Annotated in this window: 12 protein-coding genes; 2 read left to right on the plus strand and 10 right to left on the minus strand. The window is 63.9% G+C overall.

The window, feature by feature from the left end; translation table 11 throughout:
* From VJR29_00895 to hemB, 6 genes are all read right to left on the minus strand, one after another.
* Positions 1-781, minus strand: a 781-nt coding sequence (locus tag VJR29_00895) for a hypothetical protein (GenBank protein ID HKY61951.1), incomplete at its 3' end; no start/stop codon positions are given.
* Positions 782-1,006: 225 nt separating this feature from the next.
* Positions 1,007-2,995, minus strand: a complete 1,989-nt coding sequence (locus tag VJR29_00900) for a hypothetical protein (protein HKY61952.1) — start codon at positions 2,993-2,995, stop codon at positions 1,007-1,009.
* Between the two features lie 154 nt (positions 2,996-3,149).
* Positions 3,150-3,545 (minus strand): Ig-like domain-containing protein, encoded by a 396-nt coding sequence (locus VJR29_00905; GenBank protein ID HKY61953.1) that lies wholly within the window; start codon positions 3,543-3,545, stop codon positions 3,150-3,152.
* A 25-nt stretch (positions 3,546-3,570) separates the two neighbouring features.
* Positions 3,571-3,765 carry a hypothetical protein gene (locus VJR29_00910; GenBank protein ID HKY61954.1) on the minus strand — a complete coding sequence of 65 codons (195 nt, stop codon included), beginning with the start codon at positions 3,763-3,765 and terminating at the stop codon, positions 3,571-3,573.
* A gap of 85 nt (positions 3,766-3,850) precedes the next feature.
* Positions 3,851-4,954 (minus strand): EscU/YscU/HrcU family type III secretion system export apparatus switch protein, encoded by a 1,104-nt coding sequence (locus tag VJR29_00915; protein HKY61955.1) that lies wholly within the window; start codon positions 4,952-4,954, stop codon positions 3,851-3,853.
* Between the two features lie 262 nt (positions 4,955-5,216).
* A complete protein-coding gene (gene hemB / locus VJR29_00920; GenBank protein ID HKY61956.1) occupies positions 5,217-6,200 on the minus strand; it encodes a porphobilinogen synthase in 984 nt (327 codons plus the stop codon).
* A gap of 212 nt (positions 6,201-6,412) precedes the next feature.
* Here hemB and VJR29_00925 point away from each other — a divergent pair, with 212 nt between their 5' ends.
* Both VJR29_00925 and VJR29_00930 read left to right on the plus strand, forming a co-directional pair.
* Entirely contained in the window at positions 6,413-12,031 is a 5,619-nt protein-coding gene (locus tag VJR29_00925) for a lysophospholipid acyltransferase family protein (protein ID HKY61957.1), read from the plus strand.
* 2 nt (positions 12,032-12,033) lie between these two features.
* Complete coding sequence (locus tag VJR29_00930; GenBank protein HKY61958.1) at positions 12,034-15,213, plus strand: hypothetical protein; 3,180 nt, start codon at positions 12,034-12,036, stop codon at positions 15,211-15,213.
* Here the strand turns inward: VJR29_00930 and VJR29_00935 are convergent.
* From VJR29_00935 to VJR29_00950, 4 genes are all read right to left on the minus strand, one after another.
* The gene (locus VJR29_00935) at positions 15,182-15,793 is read right to left on the minus strand and encodes a YceI family protein (GenBank protein ID HKY61959.1); all 612 of its coding nucleotides are present in this window, start codon (positions 15,791-15,793) and stop codon (positions 15,182-15,184) included. The two genes, VJR29_00930 and VJR29_00935, sit on opposite strands and share 32 nt — an antisense overlap.
* Before the next feature lie 199 nt (positions 15,794-15,992).
* Complete coding sequence (locus VJR29_00940; GenBank protein ID HKY61960.1) at positions 15,993-16,154, minus strand: hypothetical protein; 162 nt, start codon at positions 16,152-16,154, stop codon at positions 15,993-15,995.
* 33 nt (positions 16,155-16,187) lie between these two features.
* A complete protein-coding gene (locus VJR29_00945) occupies positions 16,188-17,495 on the minus strand; it encodes a folylpolyglutamate synthase/dihydrofolate synthase family protein (GenBank protein HKY61961.1) in 1,308 nt (435 codons plus the stop codon).
* Positions 17,495-19,180: a SpoIIE family protein phosphatase gene (locus VJR29_00950; protein HKY61962.1), complete on the minus strand. Its 1,686-nt coding sequence runs from the start codon at positions 19,178-19,180 to the stop codon at positions 17,495-17,497. Before VJR29_00950 ends, VJR29_00945 begins: the two co-directional genes overlap by 1 nt.
* Positions 19,181-19,300 lie beyond the last annotated feature (120 nt).

Genomic DNA, 19,300 nt, shown 5'->3' on the forward strand with positions numbered 1-19,300 from the left:
CTCCGGACTGTCCGAACTTGGCGTTATAAACCGGGTCGCCCAAGGTCGGCGAGGCGCTGTTGAGCACGCTCAGGGGCTTGGCGTCCTGGTAGAATCCTTCGACGAAGAAGCCGAAATCCTTGTAGCTGAACTCGGTGCCGAGAGCGATCGAGACGTCGGAGCTTTGGTTTTGGCCGAAGCCTTCCTTGGGAATCACGCCCAGGGTCAGGATGCTGGGAACGATGCGGAAGGTGTCGTCGACGAAATGGAAGTTGCCGGTGACCGCGTTGAAGCGCCAGCCCGGAGGCGGTCCCGAGTCTTTCTTTTCGTCCTGGGCGGCTACGGCTGCGGCGGTCGCGGCCGGCTTGGCCGGCGCCGGCGGCTTGGGCAGAGCCGGCAAGGTTTGGCGGAGCTTGGAGGCTTGGTCGGCGTTGCCCGGATCCTCGAAGCGGCCGAGGATGCGGTGCATGTTGGCCAAAACGACTTGGTTCAGCGGGTCTTTGGAAAATTCAGGATCGTTCTTCCAGACATCGACCTCCTCCTGGAGCTTGGCCGGAGTGATGCGGGCGTCACGGTTCATGAAGCGCTGAAAGGCGTCGAGCAGGATCATCAGCTTGGGATGGCTGCGACGGAATTCGGGGTCCTCCTCCCATTTCTTTTGGAGGTGGCGGGGATCGGCGGTGTTCGAGGGATCGAGGAAAAATTCGGAGCTTTGCAGGTAGCTTTTGCGCTCTTCCGAGGGACTGATCGCGGGAATGTTGGGACTGCCGCCAGCCCCTTTAACGCCAGTGGGCGGACTCATGATGTGCCTCCGAATGGATAAGAGCCGAAGACACCTCAGCCGTGGCGCATTTTTATCCCACGCTCCACCTGGTGCCCCCTCTCAATCAATTTGTCGGCTCATTTGGGGGAAGGTTGCTGGCGATAAGCATGAGAAATCGCCGGCTTATGGCGCATCCCGTCAAAGGCGGCAGGGAGACTTTAATTTTTCAGCCCTTTCCCGGCCTGTGCCTAAAGTTTAGGCAAGTTAAAATCGACCTTCGGCGGTCACCATGACCCGGGTCTGGGCGTCGCTTTCCAAGCCCAACCGGACGCTGGGCCGGGCATCGGAGGTGGCGGGTTCGGAGCCGCCGCGGCGGTTCAGCTCTTCTTGGAGCCGGCGATTTTGGGCCGGAACGTACTGCAAGTAGTGGCCGAGGACGAAATCGAGCAGCCCGGTGAGGCCGTAGCCGAGGGCCATGGTCCCGGTCTCCAGCCGGATATACTGCGAACGCTGGTTCGGATAATCATAGGCGCTGCCGGCGACCTCGATGACCCGGGTGTTGGGCGGCTGGTTGCCCAGAATCGACATATTGAAGAAGCCGTTTCCGCTGCCGTCGCCGCTGGTCAAAATCAGGACCAGGCCGCCGAGGGTCAGCAGACCATGGGCGATGGCGAAGTGGGCGAAGCCGGGGGCGCTGGTCCCCTGGCGGATCACCTGCTCGGTGTCGCCGAAGGCGCCGACTGCGCCGAGCACCGCCAAGGCGTCGCGGGTCAGGACGGTCGGCCAAGCCAATTGGAAGGCTTGACCCTGCAAATCGATGTGGACCTGGCCGGTCGCGCTGTCGAAGCGCTCGCCGGGCACCGCGGCCGCGCCGATCGCCAGCGTCAGCATTTCCAAGCCCATCAGGGAGCCGAGCGCGACGCGCTGGGCGGTATCGCCGTGGCGCAATCCGCCTTGGAGACGGCGAGCCATTCCCGACTCGTCCAGACCGCCGAGCACTCCGTTGAAGAAGGTGCCGAGGTTGGTTTGGGCGTAATTTCCGCGGCTCGCGACGTCACCCTGGAGCGAGATGATCCGCAGGCCTTCATAGGAAGACTCCTGGAGGCGCCGGTAGTTATTGAGCCAAAAATTGTTGAACATCCGCAGGCCGGTGAAAGTCACGCCGGGCCAAGTGGCTTCGGGATGCGGAACCGCCGCGCCGTCGGCCCGTTGGGGCGAGGTCAAATGCCAGGTCAGGGAGAACTCCAGCGGCACCCGGTTGGTCGAGGAAAGGCCGGTCGGGGCGGTGTTCACGAAGAAGGCCTGGTTGTTGAACAAGCTGCGGACGCCGAGCTCGAAGGGGCCGTAGCCGATGCTCGCCAGCTCGCTGTCGTTGAAGGCCAGGATCTGAAAAGTCGAATTGTCGCAGGGCGCCGTGCTGCCGTCGGCCGCCTGGAGCCGGTCGCACCAACCGGCGCCGATCCCGATGCCGGTGCGGGAGCGGCCGCCGATCAGGAAGGAGCCATAGAAGCCGCTCTCGCCGCGCCGGCCGCCGAGGGCATTGCCGTATTCGACGAAGCCGACCCGAAGCCCCAAGCGGTGGTAGCGGGCATCGGGCGCGCCGTCGGACACGATATTGGCGCCGAAGTAGCCGTCGGCGAAGAGGTTGAAATCCCCGATCCGAAATTCGGCGCCGAGCGAGACGCCGGCGTCGGCATTCTGCAATTGATTGAGTCCCTCCCGCGGCAGGACGCCCAAAGTGTAGTAGCTCGGGAGAGTCCGGAGGGCGGCATCGGCAAAATGAATGTTGCCGGTGATCGCTTGGAGCTCGGCGGCGCTGCGCGAGGGGCTCCGCGCCGGAGCGCTCGGCGCTGCGGCCGGCGGCGGACGGCCGACGATCTCCAAGACGGCTTGAGCCTGCCGCTCCCGCTCGCCGTGCAGCTCGGCCAGCGCGCTTCGCAAATTGCGCAGCGCCAGCGCCTCGATGCCGTCGGGATGGGCTTCGGCATAGGTCCGAAATTCGCGGAGTGTGGTGGTCTGGCCCTCGCTGACCGACTCGCCGCTGCCGGCAAAAAAGGCTCTTAAGGCATCGAGCGCCAAGTAGAGAGTCGAATGCTCGAGACGAAAGGCCTGGCTCTCCCGCCATTGGCTGGCGAAATGTCGCGGATCGGCGTGAGCCGGGTCGCGCAATAATTGATCGACGTCGAGAAAATCGGAATCGGTGGTGGTTGACCCGGTGCGTTGGGCGCCACCGGTTCGAACGGGGGGTGTCAAGGGGACCTCCGCAAGCGCGAAAAGGGCCCCCTTTTCTTTCAAAAGTATCGGTACTCAGGGCTTAGAGTTGCGCAATGGTAGGGGCGACCCTTGCGGTCGCTCCATTGGCGGCGCCGGCGACGATCAACCTCCTGGGCACCCGCAAGGGGTGCCGCTACGGAAGCGGCGCCGGCAAAATATCTCCGTTCCCGCATTCCCCGCTGACCGTTCCCTCCACGCCGTCCTTGGCGTATTGAAACAGGAACACCACGCCGTCGGCGCACTGCAGAAGCGCGATCCCATCCGAACCGGTGCAGGACGCGAAGAGAACCGGCGCCGGTGGCGGCGGGCAGGCCAAGCCGGTGGTGTCGGTGCCGGGCGCTTGGCCCGAATCGGCCGGCACCCAAACCGTGGCCCCGGGCACCGGATTTCCAGCGGAGTCGGTGACCAGGATCAGGGCCTGGGCCGGGATGCCGCCTTCGGCGGTGAAAGAGCCGCAGGAGGCGCCGGACAGCGCCAAGACCGCAACCAAAAGCCTGAAGCTATGCTGAAAGACTCGGGAGGAATTCACGAGAAGGGTTTACCTTGCTTGTCGCTTAGGGGCAAGGAACGGGTTCGCAGACCATCTTGCCGTCATCGCCGCGACGGCATTTCTCGCAGCGCTTGGCCGCGAGGGTGGTCGGACTCTTTTTTTGGATTGAAACCGCGGCGCCGGCATCGCCCGCCTTAAAAGCGCCTAGGCCCAGGGCCAAAGCCGCCAAAGTCAGCCATACCGTTATTTGGGGTTTCATTTTCCTCTCCTTTTCCAAGGAAATTGTCATCAAAGCCTTGGAATATCAACTGAAATACTTATCGGTTCCTTTTAGAGAACGTTGATTAAATATAATGGATCTCCCGGCCTCGGCCCTGGCTCTCCGCCTCCTTGATCTGCTTCATCCGGTAAACGTAGGCCAGCACCTCGGCGACGCCGTTGTAGAGCTCCTCGGGGATTTCGGCCCCTTCTTCCAAATCGAAAAGCGCCCAAGCCAGCGGGACGTTACGCATGATCGGGATCCCCTCGTCGGTCGCCACTTGCTTGATCATCTCGGCAAAGGCCCGTTGACCCTTGAGCGTGATCTCGGGCGCGACCATCGTCTCCCGGTCGTATTTCATGCAGACCGCGACGTGGACGGTGTTGGCGACCACGACGTCGCTCGACTTCACCGCCGCCTTGGCGTCGCTGAAGGCGAATTCGCGATGCAATTGCTTGCGGTGGCCCTTGATGTGGGGATCGCCCTCGTCCTGCTTGTACTCGCGCTTCACCTCGTCCTTGGTCATCCGCATCTGCTTCATGAACTGCTTTTTCTGGACCATGAAGTCGATGACCGAAATCACCAAAAAGGCCAGCAGCACCTTGAAAATGAAGCTGCTCAGCATGTCGCCGCCGATCATGGCCGAGCTTTGGATCGGAATCGTGGCAGTCTGGAGGATGTGGTAGATGTGGTCGTCGACCGTCGAATAAGCGAGGTAGAAGACGACGAAGATCTTGGCGATGTTCTTGACCAGCTCGATGATCGTCTGGGTCTTGAACATGTTCTTCAAGCCTTCGAGGGCGTTGAGCTTCTTCATCTGGGGCTTGAGCGGCTCCATCGAGAAGATCGAGCCGACTTGCATGAAGCCGACAAAGGCGGCGACGACGGCGCCGGCCACCGCGATCGGAAGGATGATCTTGGCGAAAGTGAGCACGCAGGCCTTGCCCAAGGCCCAAATCTTGGTCCCGTCCATCGCCTCGTGGGAAATCACGGCGTCGAAGCAAAGCTTCATCAACTCGCGCAGCTCGTTGGTGGCCGCCCCCATGCCCAGGGCGATGATGCCGAACATCGCCAAAAGGACAGCGATGGTGCTGACGTCCCGGCTCTTCGGCACCTGGCCTTTTTTACGGGCCTCGCGGAGCCTTTTCGGGGTGGCTTCTTCGGTTTTTTCGCCGGAGCTCTCGGCCAAAGGGACGAAGGATTGGCTTGTGAAATCGGGGACTTAGTCGAGTAAACCTCCACTAAATCCTCCGTTTTCCTTGCGGGGCATTCCTGCCCATTTCCCTACAGATATCGGCAGTTTAACACCCGGGAGTTGTGGTCGGGAGGGCTAATTCTGACGCCGTCCCTGGCCCTGTCATCCCGAACGGAGTGAGGGATCCCTACGGAGCTCCTTGGCGTAAAGGCCCTCCGCAGGGATTCCTCGTCGCTTTGCTCCTCGGAATGACACCCTACAGCTCCTTCGCATATTCCTTCGCGAAATAGCTGATCAGGATATCGGCGCCGGCCCGCTTCAAGGCCGTCCAAGTCTCCATGACCGCCGCCCGCTCGTCGAAGGCGCCAGCCCGGGCGGCATGCTTGATCGCCGCGTACTCTCCGCTGACCTGATAGGCGGCCAGCGGAACATCGAAGCGCTCGCGAAGCCCGCGGAGAATGTCGAGCGAGCTCAAAGCCGGCTTGACCATGAGGATGTCGGCCCCCTCCTCCAGATCCTGCTCGGCCTCCCGGAAGGCCTCCCGGGCATTGGCCGGATCCATCTGGTAGCCGCGGCGGTCGCCGAAGCGCGGGGCGTTGTCCAGCGCCTCGCGGAAAGGGCCGTAGAAGGCGCTGGCGTATTTGACCGCGTAGGAGAGGATCGGCAGGTGCTTGAAGCCGGCGGCGTCGAGCTCGTCCCGGATCTTCTGAATGCGTCCGTCCATCATGTCGCTGGGGGCGATCAAGTCGGCGCCGGCCCGGGCCATGCTGCCGGCGATTTGGCTCAAAACCTCGAGCGTCGCATCGTTGTCGACCCGGAAGCCCGCCCCCTCCTGTTGGACGATGCCGCAATGGCCGTGGTCGGTGTAGTCGCAGAGACAGACGTCGGCGACCAGCAGCAGCTCCGGGATTTCCTTCTTGATCAGCCGCAAAGCCTGCTGAACCACCCCGCTCTCGCCCCGGCCCGAGCTGGCCACCGCGTCCTTGGTTTCGGGGATGCCGAAAAGCAGCGCCGAGCGGATTCCGGACTTGACCAAAGCCTCGCATTCCTTCAGAGCCTCGTCCGGAGAAAATTGGAAAATTCCAGGCATGGCCGCGATGGGACGCCGCTCTTTTTTGCCCGCTTTGATGAACATCGGCATCACCAGCGACGCGGGGTGAACCCGCGTTTCCCGGACCAAGTCGCGCACCAGGGGATTCTCGCGAAGGCGGCGCAACCGGACGGTGGGGAACAAGGCCATATTAAGCTCCTGAAATGACGAAGGAATGACGCAACAAAAGTCGCCGTCGGACGAAATTCGATATAGCAAGATTTACTTTAATTTCTGGGCATTTGAAAAGGATTTTGCGCTTGAGCCGGCAGGGGAAGCCGGCGGCTGACGCAGATCCAGAGCCTTTTTCGGGGTAAGACGGAAAGGGTTTTGAGCCCATGGAATCCGGTTAAGAGGGAGTCATGACGACCGATTTGCAGCTAAGATTGGGGACCTCGGGGCAAGGTTCGGGATCTCTACCTTCGGCGGAAAGCCATCACCTTTCCTTTCATTCTCAGCTTCAAGCCCAATTGGGCGCCCATTTGCCGGCTTCGGCCCGGCGCGAGCTTGAAAGCCTCGGCCGCGAGGCCGACGCCGAGCTCTTCCACGAGGGCCTGCTCAACCTGGCCGGCCGCCTCGAACGCGACAACCGCGATGAATTGGCCCTGGCGATTTATCAAGCCCAAGCCGATGAATTGAACGGCCGTTCCGAGCTCGACCCCATCCGAGCGCGCAGTGTCGCGCGACGCGACGCCCTGATGGGCTCCGGCGACACCGGCGCTCGGGCCGAAGTCCTGGCTCGCCGTTTCGTCCGCGAGGCTTCCAGCCCCTCGGCGCTGATCGGCATGGCCGGCGCCCAAGCGGTTTTCGGCGTGACCCGGATGGCCCTGCTCTCCCGCTTAGCGGCTTCGCCGACAGCTTCCATTTTGACTCGCGGCGCCGGCGCCCGCCTGGCCGCCTCGACCGGCGCCTACTTGGTCGAAGCGCCGAGCTTCACCGCTTTCACCCGCTTGGCCAATGCCGGCTTCGGCCAAAGCCAGGACTGGAGCTTGGGCGCGGTCGGCCACGAGGTCGCCGCGAGCTACATCACCTTGGGCGCGCTGCGGGCCAGCGGAGCCTTGAGCTCGGGACTGTATCGCCGAGTCCAGGGCATGACGCCGGGAATGGCGGCGACGCCGATGCAAGGCGCCTTCAACCAGGCCGGCATGTTCGGCGGCATTCTCTTGGGCCACGAAGCGGAGACCCGCCTCGGCCTGCGCCAACGGGTCGACGGTGCCACCACCCTGCTCGACTCGGCCGTGATGCTTTTGCAATTCAACGTCGCCGGCAATTTGCTGCACCGGGCGGCGCCGGGCTTGGGCCGGATGAATCAAGAGCTGCACCTGCGCGGCGATCTGACTTCGCATGCCCGCGAACGCGGCTCGGACGCGGCGAACGGCGGTTTCGGGAATCTCTTCGGCCCCGAAATGGTCACGGCCAACGGCGCCCCGCTGCCCGGCGGCGAGCGAGCTCCGGCTTTGGACCATGTCTTGATGATGATCGATCCCACCGGCGGTCGAGGCTCCGGCCCCAGCGCGCCGCCGTCCGAGGCCGTCTCGACCCCGCCGCCGGCGCTGTCGACGCCGCCTCCCGGCTCCGGTCCTCGCTCCCGTCCGTCAAGCCGTCGCGCCGGCCGCACCGCCGGTCTCATCAAGGGCTTCCAAAACCTGGCGGCCAAGCTCAACTGGAACGCCTGGACCGACGTGAGCCGGCCACTGAGCCAGCCGCCCATCGAACGGCCCTCGCCAACGCCGCGCTCGGTCCGCGAAGGCATGCTGCGGGCCGAAGCCTTGGGCCAAAACCGCCGGGCTCTGGCCTTCTTGCGCTGGGGAGCCGCCCAGCTGCGCCACTCGCCCGAGATCCAGGGCCAATTCCTCGACCTGATGCAGCGGGTCTTCGAATTCCAAGCCCGGCAGCGGGAAGCGCTCGAGCCGGTCCTGCAAGGCTTGCCGACTCTCGATTTCCAGCGGGTCAACGACCTGGCGTCCGACTACCATCGGGCGCTGGAGCGACTGACCCCGGGCTCGGGCTCCGATTTCGCGGAGGCTCGCTTGCTTTGGGAGCGAACCCGGGATTGGAGCAGTGAAGAAGCTTTTCGGAACTTGAGCGACAGCCGGCTCCGTGAAGTCGGGATCGAACCCGAAACCGTTCACTCGATGGCGCGCAACGCCCACGCCTTCCGCCAGGAGCGGCTCCATCGCATTCTGGAGCACCCCTTGCTGCGCGGCCTCGAGGAAACCGCCGCCGTCCGCCAAGCGGTCGACCAATTCCACAATGAGATCGCCCAGCAGCGCGAAAGGTTTTTCGGCAACGAAACCACGCCCGGCACTAAGGCCGACATCGCGAGGATCCGAGCCGAGATCGCCGGCACCGAGGACGTCGCCCAGCGCCAGGCCTACGAGCAAGAGATCAAGAGCCTGTCCAACACCGCCAATATCGCCTACACCAAATCGGTCGGCCGTCTGCGGATCGCGATGAACCGTTACCTCGGCGACCCCCTGCGTTCCCGAATTTTCCTGGTCGAGGCCGCCCGTCAAGAATTGTTCAACCGCGGATTGCAGGACGCAAGCCGGGCCGAGCTGGTCGGGTCGGTTCGCCGCATGCTGCCTGGACTGGAAGGCGACCTTCGCGGCCATGCCGAAGCGCTCTTGGGAGCGGCCGAGCAAATGGACTTGATCGAAGCCCGCGGCCCCTTGAGCCGGGCTTTTCATTCGGCGATCCGGATCTTCGGCTTTGATTCGATGCCGCCGCTGGCGGTTCAGCGCCGTTACGAGCAGGCGGCGCTCGAGCTGATCGACCGCCTGCCGGCGGACCGCTGGAGCTTCGAAGCGCTGGACCCGGCGATCGTCGAAAGGGCCGGGCAGGCCCAATCCCAATACTATCCCGAGTTCCATGAGACGACCCGGCAACTGCGCGAGGGTTTCCGCTCGATCGAAAAGGCCAACGAGGCCTTCTGGGAGCTCAACGAGCGCGAAGCGGTCAATCTCCAAGTCGCCGACCTGAGACTCCAGCTCAACCAAGCCGAAAGCCATTTCAACGAGCTCGGCAACGATTATTGGCGGTCGATGAAGCTCAGCTTCGAGAACATCAACATCGTCAACGAGGCCCAGCTGCAAGAGCTGCGCCGGGTCGCCGGCCGCACCGAACTGAACCTCCGCCATGGCGAGCGCTTCCAGGAGCTGAAAACCGCGGCCGACAATGCCATCAAAAATTTCGAAAATCCCGCAACCCGCGGCAACAACAGCCGCGACGCCGGCCGCAACCTCCAAGTGGCGGCCCAACGGATCGCCGAGCTTCGGACCTTCATTCGCCATTCCCACGACGAAGTGATGATCCCGGGCGGAGACTTCCGCGCGGTCAGCCCCCTGATGCTGCCCTTCGTCGACAAGGTCGACTCCTCCTCGCGCCACAACCTGCGAGAGTCTCTCGCCGCCGGCTGGCCCATCCTGTGGAGAAGCTCCTTGCGGGCCACCGCGCTGTTCAGCGCCTTGGAGCGCGGTGAGACCACCGCGGTCATGGACCGGCACTTTCTGAATTGGTCTTCGGAAGTGGCCAGCAATACCGGATCCAGCTTCGTGGTCGACCCCAACGTTCGCAATTTGGTGAGAGGCGAACCGGTGGTCGCCGCCGGCAATCACAATTCTTGGCTCGACTTCCTCCAGGGTGGCACGCCTTTCGCCCGGGCCGCCCAATTGGGGCCTTTGGCCTCCTCGCGCGACGCCATGCGAATCGGCGCTAAGGAAGGCCTGGGCAAGCTGGTCGGACCGGTGATGGAGCGGGCCATCGACCTGCTGACCGAGCCGGTGGCCGATTCGGCGCTGGAGTACGACACCTCGGTCACCAACCTGGCCCGAGCCATGGCTTCGGGCGACCTGCCGGGCCTCCGTCCGGGCGCGCGCAGCGCGGCGGTCTACGACGAGCTGACCATGGCGATCACTTCATTGGTGAATCCCTTCGCTTACGATCCCTATCCGGCGATCTCCTCGATCCTGAGTCCGCCCCAGGGTGGCCGCAGCTTCAACATCGCCGACCGGGCCGCGGCCATGACCGGCCGGCCCCAAAACCTGTTGGTCACCTCGAGCCTCAACGCCTATCGGCTCTGGCCCAAGCCCGACCGGCCGCTGCCTTTACGCCAAGGACCGACGGTCCACGCGACCCAATTCGTCCCGGCCAATGCCTTGATGGATTTGAGCGCCGAAAGCAACGGCCGGTCCGCGACGACCCGGGCCAACCTGCTGCGAACGCTTTGGCTGACCTTGGGCACCATGCCCGAATACCAGCGCGAGGTTCCGTCGATCGGTGAAGCCTTCGCGCCCTATGCCCGGCCGGTCGACCTCTCGGTCGAGACCGCCATCGCTTCCCGGTTCCGCGGCATCGAGGAGCTCTATCCGAGCGCCGAGGGAAATCGCGAGCTGACCGCCGAAAGGAACCGGCTCGAATCGACCGTCCGCGCCAACCAGGGCGTCGCCGGCAAGGCCGAGGAAAACACCCGGATGCTCCGGGACCTCGACCTGATCGACCAGGTGCTGGAGTCGCGCACCGGCCAAATCCTCGTCCGCCGCTTGACCGAGCTCAACATGCGCTTGGGCCAAGAAGGTCTCATGGACGGCCAACCACCGGTGTTGGCCGATGGCCTCCGTCGCCTCCAAAGAACCGTGCGAGCCCGCCTGAAGCTTTTGGACCAGATCGAAAGCAAGCGGGCCAACCGCCAGGAGCTGAGCCGCACCGAGCGAATCTTGCTGGAGCGGATGGGCGCCACCCTCGCCGGCCGCGACAACGCTCAGGGCCGCGACACCCTGCTCGAGCAGGCCGACTACTATTTCCAGCTCCGCGACCAGGGCAAGGACCTGAAGAGCAATCTTCTCGAAACTCAGACCGCTTACTACGACTTCGTCCGCCAATGGAACGAACGGCGCCGCGATCCGGCCAACCCCGAGCACAACCAGCTTCACGTCAGCGAGGCCGAGGGCTACGAAGCGGCCTGGCAGAGCTACCGCCAAGCCGTCGAGACCACGCTCAACCTCCACAATATCACCCCGACCCGCTGGGAAGGCCGAATCTTCCCCGACATGGTGATCCGCCGCGACGGCAACAGCACCGTGATCCAGCCGCGCGGCTGGCAGGCCAGCGCCGAATTCAGCCGCGGCGCCCTTTGGCGCTATCTGCTGGACGACACCTTGGGCATCGTCAGCGTCGCCAAGCGGCTGGGCGAATTCGACCCCACGCCCGACCTCTATTTGACCCTCCACGCCCGAAGCTGGGGCTGGCGGATGCTCGACCGCACCCAAACCCGGCTGCGGATCGAGAACAGCGAAAACGCCCGCGAGGTCGGCAACACCCCGCTGGTCGCCGCTCCGACCCACGACAGCGGCGCCGAGTTCATGAACGTGCCCTCGGTGCTCCACGACTACGGCATTCGGGCTTTCTTCATGGCCGACCGCAAATTTTTCGATCCTTTCCCCAAGCCGCCGGCCTTCGGCGCGATCCGGGCCTTGCTCGGCCCGATGGACCAATACGGCCATCTCGCCATCGACCGATCCGACCGCCGGGCGGCCATGGCGGTGATGGGCAATGCCGGCCGCTTCATCCAGGAGACCGGCCGCTCGATCATCGTGTTCCCGGGCGGAACCCGCAATCCGGTCCGCTACCGCGAGAACGGCGATCGCTTTGAGGGCCCGATTTACGGAAGCAAGCCCGGCGTGGCGATGACGATGGAAGCCGCCCGCGTTCCGATCCTGCCCATCGGCATGGTCAACGGCGGCGTGATCTTCCCCAAGCAGAACGGCGACGCCTTCCTGCGCCGCGGCGCGGCTCTGGGCCGGGAGTACGTCTTCCGTTTCGGCGAGCCGCTCCGCTATGAGACCCTCATTCCGGATAATCCCGCACCGCGCGGGCCGGCGCTGCGCAGCGCCTTGGTCCAGCAGCTCAACCAGCAATATGCCGAGCTCACCGGACGGCCCGTCGCCGAGCCGGCGGCCAGCAAGGATAAAAGAGGAAGATAAAAATGGAGGGGGCTCGGCAAATTTGCACCGGGCTGCTGAGCCAAGCCGCTTGGGCCCCCTCGACCCGCCGCGCGCTCGAAGCCTTGAGCCGGGAAAAAGACTCCGAGCTCCTCGGCGAAGGCTTGCTCCACCTGGCCGGGCGGGAAGAAAAAGCTGGGCGGGAGGCAAAAGCCCTTGCGATTTACGAAGCTATCGCCACTCGTGGAGCCAGGGGCTTCAGCCCCGCTCTTCCAACCGCAATCGGAGAGGCGGGGCTAAAGCCCCTGGCTACAAATCCCATTATCGCGAGAGCCCTTCGCCGCCGCGAGGCCCTCCTCGGCCGCGGCAACTTCGGCGACCGAGCCGAAGTCCTCGCCGGCCATTTCTTCCGCGAAGCCACCGAACCCTCGAGTCTCATCGCGATGGCCGGGGCCCAAGCCGTCTACGGCCTGACCCGCGGCGCCTTGCTCTTCCGTTTACTGTCCGCCCCGGAATCCGCTCTCACTCGGGGCTTCGCGGCGAAAAGCCTGGCTAGCTTGGGCGGCTTCGCCCTCGAAGCGCCGGCCTTCGTCGCCCTGGGGCGAGGCGCCCGCCGGGCGCTGGGCCGGAACTTTCCCGAGCCTGGCTTCGGCCAAGAATTGGCGACCAGCTACATTTCCCTCGGCATGTTGAAAGTCGGCGGAGCAACGGCGCGGTCGATCACCGCCGGCCTCGGCGCCCGGGTGCCACTGCCAAGACTTATACAAGACGGCGCCATGCTAGGCGGGTTGATGGCGGCTCATGGGCTGGAGGCGCGCTGGGGACTCCGCGCAGCCGGCAGCTTCGACGATTCGCTGCTCGATTCGGTGGTCACCCTGCTCCAGCTCAAGGTCGGCGGTCGGGTGCTCTCCAGCGCCTTGGGCGAGGCCCACGCGACTCGGCAAAGGGAGCTCGAGTTCCGCATTCAATCCGCCGCTCCCCGCTTTCGCCGCTTTGCCGGGGCCCGAGCTGCCGCCTTTGCCGGCGGACCCGGCGTTCCGATCTTGATGATGGAAAGTTTCGACGATACCGGCTCCAGCAGCGCCCCACGTCAAGCGCCGGCCGCTTCCGCTCCCTTGCCGACCTTCATCCTCGACCGCATCGCCGAAATCCGGGTGCCCGAGGACTGCAGCCGCCTGGCGATCGAGATCTACGACCGGTCCTACACCCACACCTCGAGCCGAAGCCAAATGCTGGACATCGAGATTCGGATGGACCGCATTTTCCAGGGTCATCCTTGGCTGCAAAACGCCGAGGTCCGGCTGATGGACGGCTCCAAGCTCGTCTATCACCGCCGTCCCCAGCAAGCGCCGCCGAGCCCGGCGGCTCGGTCCCATGAGCTCAGCCTCCACGGATATTGGCGTCCGCCGGCCCGGCTGGGTCCGCTGCCCCAACACCTGCGAAACCTGCGCGAAAGCTACCGGCTGTCGCCATCCCAGGTCGCCGAGCGGGTGGCCAAGCTGACCGGTGAAGCCAAGGAAGCCAAGACGATCCTGACTTACGAGCGCTCCTCGGCCCAGGCCATCCCGCTGAAAACCCTCCGAGCCTTGGCCGAGATTTATCAAGCCGACATCCGCGACTTGATCGCGGCGTCCAACCGAACCCGCTTCCCCAAAATCGAGGAAAAGGCCTGGACCACCGAATCTTACCCGATCTACCTCGAGGACAAATCGGACCTCCGCCGATTGGAGCATTTCGCCCGGCGCGACCCGCGGCGAAACAGCTTCGGTTGGCTGGTTTTCTCGCGGCGCAAGGATCCCTTTCGATATTTCTACACCCGGGACTTTCGGGAGGCGGTTGGAATGGAATCGGGCCTGGTCGACGCCGAGGAGAATCGGCGCTACCCCTCCTGGCAAGCCGTCCAAGGCTTAGCGCGAACGCTTCGATTCCGTCCCCAGGAATTGATCGACGCCGCCAACCGCACCTTCTATCCCGAGCTCGACATGGCGGCGCTGTTTCCGGGCCAAAGCCTGCATCTGGATCTCAACTCCAAGGATGCCGACTTGGTTCGGACCTACGCCAAAAACCCCGGGACTCTCGGCCAAACTCTTTTCGGCTACCGCAAAGGTCAAGCCGAGCCGATCGGCGCCAACGAGCTGAGCCAGCGCGAGGGATTTTCGACCCAGCATTGGCGCGAGGCCGAGCAAGGCCTCCACGAGCCCAACGACCGCACTTGGCAGGATTGGTACCGGTTCCTAAAAGCCCGCGGCCTGTCGACCGGCCCGGTCCGGCCTTGGCTGGAAACGCTCGACCGTTATCAAGAAAACGCCGCCGAAGCCGGCCGCCGTCTGGGCCCTTGGACGCCGCGAGCCACCGCGCTTCCTTTGCCCGCGCGTTTGCGAAAGCTGCGCGAGGATGCCGGCCTCGGCCGCAGCGCGGTGGCCGCCATGGTGACCGAAATGACCGGTGAGCCCTGCCTCTGGACCGGCATCCGGGATTACGAGGAATCGACGCCCAAGATGTCCTTCAAAGTCTTGCGGGCCCTCGCCGAAATTTATCGGGCCGACGTCCGTGACTTGGTGGTCGATTCCAACCGCGGACGCTTCCCCGACCTCGAGGAGCGCCTCTGGCTGCTGCCGCGCTATCCCATTTACTTGGAGAGAGATTCCGATGTCGAAAGACTCCGGTTCCACGCCGGCAGCGCCGCCGGCCGCCGCGGCTTGGGCTGGAAGATCTTCGCCGCCCGGAAGAACCCGCTGGGCTACCAGAACCTGGCCGACCTCGAAGCCCGCACCGGCATCGGCGTGAAGGCCCTGGGCCGGCTTGAAACCAATCAAGACTATCCGACTCCGCGGGTCTTGAGCCTCTTGAGTGAAGCGCTGGAAATTCCCCAAGCCCAGCTGATCGAAGCCGCCAATCGAACCTTCCATCCCGAGTTCGACTGGAAGCGGATTCGCTTCGGCCGGAGCTTCTACCTGCAGCCCCATTCCCAGGATGCCCGGAAGCTGGCTCTTTATTTGGCCCAGCCCGGCAGCCTCGGCCAGATCCTTTTCGAGTACCGCAAAGGGCAGCCCGGCCATCCTTCGGTTGGTGAAATGGCCCAGCGCTTCGGCACGACCGAGGCCTGGTGGAACGAAAGGGAGCTAAACGAGGTCGGCATCACCTCGCGGAACCGTTGGCGCTGGGAAGAAGTGCTCGACCGCGAGCCCAAGCTCAAGAACAGGATTTTTGGAACTTCCCGCTGACCGAAAGGTCGACCTGGGTCCAGGTCTTGGAAACCCCGTCGGGCCCCTTGTGCAGGTCTTCGCAGGCCTGGTGCAGCGAATCGAAAGCCGGTTGAAGCCCGAAATCCATCATATCGATTGTCCCCTTGGCCTCCAAGGTGCCGTCGGCGGCGACGGTGTAGGGAAAGGCCACGTCCTTGGCGACGCCGTTCAACTTGAGGTTGATCGTGAGGGTGCCCTTCAGGTCGTCGCCTTCGACTTTAGTCGCCATCGCGTGGATGGACGAAGGCGGATTGAACTTCTCGAAGAAGAATTGCTGGATGGTGGCGTTGCGGCCGGGATTGTCGGTCTCGACCGAGGCCCCGTCGATGTCCATGTGAAGGCCGGTGAGCAGCTTCTCCAAGCTGTCGGCCGAGCCGGGGCCCATGGCTTGGAACTTGTTGAAGCGGCCCTTGACCGCCAGCTTTTCGGTGAACTTGAAGGCGGTCCAGCCGATTTGAATCCCCTTGGGGTCGGTCTGGTAGGTGCAGGCGGATTTTTTGGGGGCGCAGGCGCCGAGGCTTAGGACGGCGATGAGGCCGAAGAGCGGGAGCTTGGTCATGGGTTCCTCCGAGCAGGAGGTCCTAACAGATTTGCCAAGTCGCGCTAGAAAATTCTTCACCCTCTCCCCTTGCGGGAGAGGGTTGGGGAGAGGGGGCGTGGCGTTAAGTCAATGCTTGCTTTGCCACGCCCCCTCTCCGATTTCGCCTGCGGCGAAATCTCCCTCCCCCGCGAGGGGGGAGGGTTGTTCGGTGGGAAAATTATTTACCGGTCTGGGTCGTCGCGACCGGAGCCGAGGGGGTTTCGGTCTGGGCTTGAGGAGCCTTGTCCTTGCCTTCGTGCTTCTTGTCGCCTTCGCAGGCAAAGGATTGGACCGAGAAGAGAACCGCGGCCACGGCCGCCAAGAGAGCGAAACGCTTCATAAACACTCCTTTTGATTTCTATTCGCCTCGATCCTAGGGGAAACGAGGCCGGGCGGCAATAGCACCCGAGTTGTTAGAATGGCAAACGCGATTTCCCAGAATTTCGGCCACTAAAAATAAGGAGCCGGTGACGATGACCCGGCCCTCGGGGCCAGCCAGCTCCCGCGCCGCCTCAAGGGCCGCTCGAGGGTTGGCGAAAAAGACCGTGTGAAATCTTCTTTTTTCCGCCAAATCCTGCCATGCCGCCAGCGGCAGCGACCGGGAGCCGCCGAGCTCGGTGAAAACGAAAGTGCCGGCCAAGGGACCCAGAGTGTCCATCGCGGCCGCCGGGTCCTTCCCCTTCATCATGGCCATGAGGAAGACATTTTTCTTTCGCTCCAGCCCTTGGAGGTATTCGGCCAGAGCCTGGAAGGCCGGCGGATTGTGGGCTCCATCCAAGAGCAGCGGCGGCTCGCCCGGCAGCCACTGCAGCCGGCCGGGATTCTGAACCGTCCGCAGGCCCTCGCGAAGCGCTTCCTCCTCCCAAGGAAAGCCCTGCTCTTGCAGCGCGGTCAGCAGCTCGATCGCGACCGCGGCATTGGCCAATTGATGGCGGCCTTCCAGCGCCAGCGACAGGTCGCGATAAGGGCCGTAGGAAAACTTCTCGGTGCCGCCCAGCGGAAGCTTGGCCTCGATCAATCGGGCGCCGGCCTCTTCCGCCCAGCGCCGATAAAGCGCCAAAAGATCGGGGGCCAAGGAACCGAGCACCGTGGCCCGGCCTGGGCGCAGAACACCGGCTTTTTCTCGTGCGATCTCGGCTAGAGTGGAACCGAGGATCTCGGCATGGTCCAGGCCGATGCTGGTCACCGCCGATGCCCGCGGATCAACCGCATTGGTCGCGTCCAGCCGCCCACCCAAGCCGACTTCGAGAACCGCGATCTCGATCTGGGCCCGGCGAAAGGCCTCGAAGGCCAGGAGCGTGGCCTTCTCGAACCAAGTCAGCTGCTCGCCGGCCGCCGGCCAACGGCCCTCGCCCTCCCAGAAGCCCCGCCCAGCCCATTCCTCGAGGATGGATTCGAGCAGCTCCTCGGAAGCCTCCTGTCCACTGAGCAGGATTCGCTCCGGAAAACGAAGCAAATGCGGCGAAGTATAAAGACCAGCGCGATGGCCGGCTCGGCGCAGGACCGACTCCACCATCCGAGCGGTCGAGCCCTTGCCGTTGGTGCCGGCGATCAGGACCGAAGCGAAGCTTCGCTCGGGATGGCCGACCAAGTCGAGAGCGGCTCGGATTCGCTCCAGCCCGGGACGCATTTGCCGGTACTCCTGCCCGGCCGAGCCGAGGAAGGCGTCCAGCCGGCTCATCAGGCCCTCCGGCGAAGGATGAGGAAAGCGATGTCGTCGGGATTGCCCAGCGCCAAATGGTGGGGCTTGACTTCGCGGGCCACTTCGCCCGCCAGCTGATCGGTGTTCAAGTGGAGATGATTCTCGATGAAGTCGCAGAAGGTCTGCTTGTCGAAGCCGGTGGCCCGCATCCGGGGATCGAAGAGACCATCGGTGTAGAGGATCAGGACGTCGCCCTTGCCCATGACGATCGAGGAATTCTGCGGCTTCGACTCGTCCTCCAAACCCAGCGGGAGATGCTTGGAGAAGGTCGTCTGCCACTTCTTGAGGTCGGACCGGAAATGGAGCAAGGGCGGGTGGCCGGCGCCCGAAACCTTGACCTTGCCGCCGGCCTTATACTCGAAGATCCAGCAAGAAATGAACTGGTGGAGCTTGAGCAAATCCTCATGCATGGCCCAGCGCAGGACTTGCAGCAAATAACCCGGCGAATTGGGGTCGAAAACCATCGAGCGAAAGATCGAGCGGAACGAGGCCATCGTGATCGCCGAGCCGACGTCGTGGCCCGAGACATCGGCGACCACGCCGCGCAGGACCTTGTCGATCTTCAGGACGTCGAAATAATCGCCGCCGCCGCGGGCCGAGAGCTGACAGCGGCCGGCAACTTCCAAGTCGCCGACGGCCGGGAAGCTGTCGGGCAGCAGCCGGGATTGGATTTCATGAACGATCTGCCACTCCCGGTTGGCCCGCTCGTGGCTCTGGACCGCGTCGATCAAATCGCGGATCCGGAAGGCAGTGGCGGCCTGGGTTGCCATCAGGTTGAGCAGCTTGAGCTCCTCGTTGGTGAAGCTCGATCCATCGCGCTTGTCGGTCAAGTTGAGCACGCCGATGGTCTCCTCGCCCAAGTGGAGCGGCGAAACCACCACCGGAACCGAGACGAAGCTCTTGCTGTCATAGCCTTGGCGCCGAGGCTTGGGCGTGCCCTGCTTCACCCGGGCGGTGTTGTTGACCAGCAGCGGCCGCGAGGTCTTGAACACGAAGCCCGAAACTCCCTCGCCCGGCTGGATGGCGGTGCCCTTGGCGACTCGGGGGCTGATTCCGCGGGAGGTCGCCACCTTGAGCAGGCCGCTTTCGGCATCGAACAGAAGGAAGGAGGCCCGCTGGACGTTGAAACGGCCGACGACGAAGTCGATGAAGCGCTCGTAAAGCTGGTGCTTGGGCCGAAGCTGCTGAATTCCTTCCTGCAGGAGGTTGAAGAGCTCGATCGCGTCGTCGAAACGCTTGGGCCGGGAGAGCTTGCGCCGCAGGATCAGGCGGTTGGTCCGGCCCCGGCGGTAGTGAATGCTGTCGAACAGGTTCTTCAGGATCAAGAGGCCCCGCCCCCGGCTCTCGAGCTCGGAAGGCGAGCGGCGCCGCAGCAAGGCCGTCAAGGAAAAGCCGGGCCCCTGGTCCTCGACCACCACTTCGATCCGCTTGGGATTGGCCTCGAAGCGGAGCAAGGCCGGCTTCTTGCCGTCGCTCGAAGCATGGTGGAAGGCATTGGCCAAGCCCTCGACGATACCGAGCTTGAGATCGCCGAGCAGGCCCGGCGGAAGCTGGGAGAAGGATTTATTGGCCGCCAATTCCTTCAGGAGCTGGGCGACCTCCCGCTCGACGCCGCGAAGCTTGTCGAAGCGGAGCGTTCTTTTGAAGGTTCGGGAGGATTTCACAAATTTCCTTCATAGAGTTTCCCCCCTTTGAAAAAGGGGGGATCAAGGGGGGATTTAAAGCGCCGGCTCGCCAGAACAATTCCGTTTGGGCCAATGCCACCGCTTTAAATCCCCCCTGCC

The sequence above is a fragment of the bacterium genome (assembly GCA_035281585.1).
Lineage (GTDB): Bacteria > UBA10199 > UBA10199 > DSSB01 > DSSB01 > DATEDP01.

What these genes read in the sequence shown, in the direction of transcription:
- VJR29_00910 (HKY61954.1), bottom strand. Translation starts at nt 3,765, where the DNA reads ATGAAACCCCAAATAACGGTATGGCTGACTTTGGCGGCTTTGGCCCTG.
- hemB (HKY61956.1), bottom strand. Translation starts at nt 6,200, where the DNA reads ATGGCCTTGTTCCCCACCGTCCGGTTGCGCCGCCTTCGCGAGAATCCC.
- VJR29_00925 (HKY61957.1), top strand. Translation starts at nt 6,413, where the DNA reads ATGACGACCGATTTGCAGCTAAGATTGGGGACCTCGGGGCAAGGTTCG.
- VJR29_00930 (HKY61958.1), top strand. Translation starts at nt 12,034, where the DNA reads ATGGAGGGGGCTCGGCAAATTTGCACCGGGCTGCTGAGCCAAGCCGCT.
- VJR29_00935 (HKY61959.1), bottom strand. Translation starts at nt 15,793, where the DNA reads ATGACCAAGCTCCCGCTCTTCGGCCTCATCGCCGTCCTAAGCCTCGGC.
- VJR29_00940 (HKY61960.1), bottom strand. Translation starts at nt 16,154, where the DNA reads ATGAAGCGTTTCGCTCTCTTGGCGGCCGTGGCCGCGGTTCTCTTCTCG.
- VJR29_00945 (HKY61961.1), bottom strand. Translation starts at nt 17,495, where the DNA reads ATGAGCCGGCTGGACGCCTTCCTCGGCTCGGCCGGGCAGGAGTACCGG.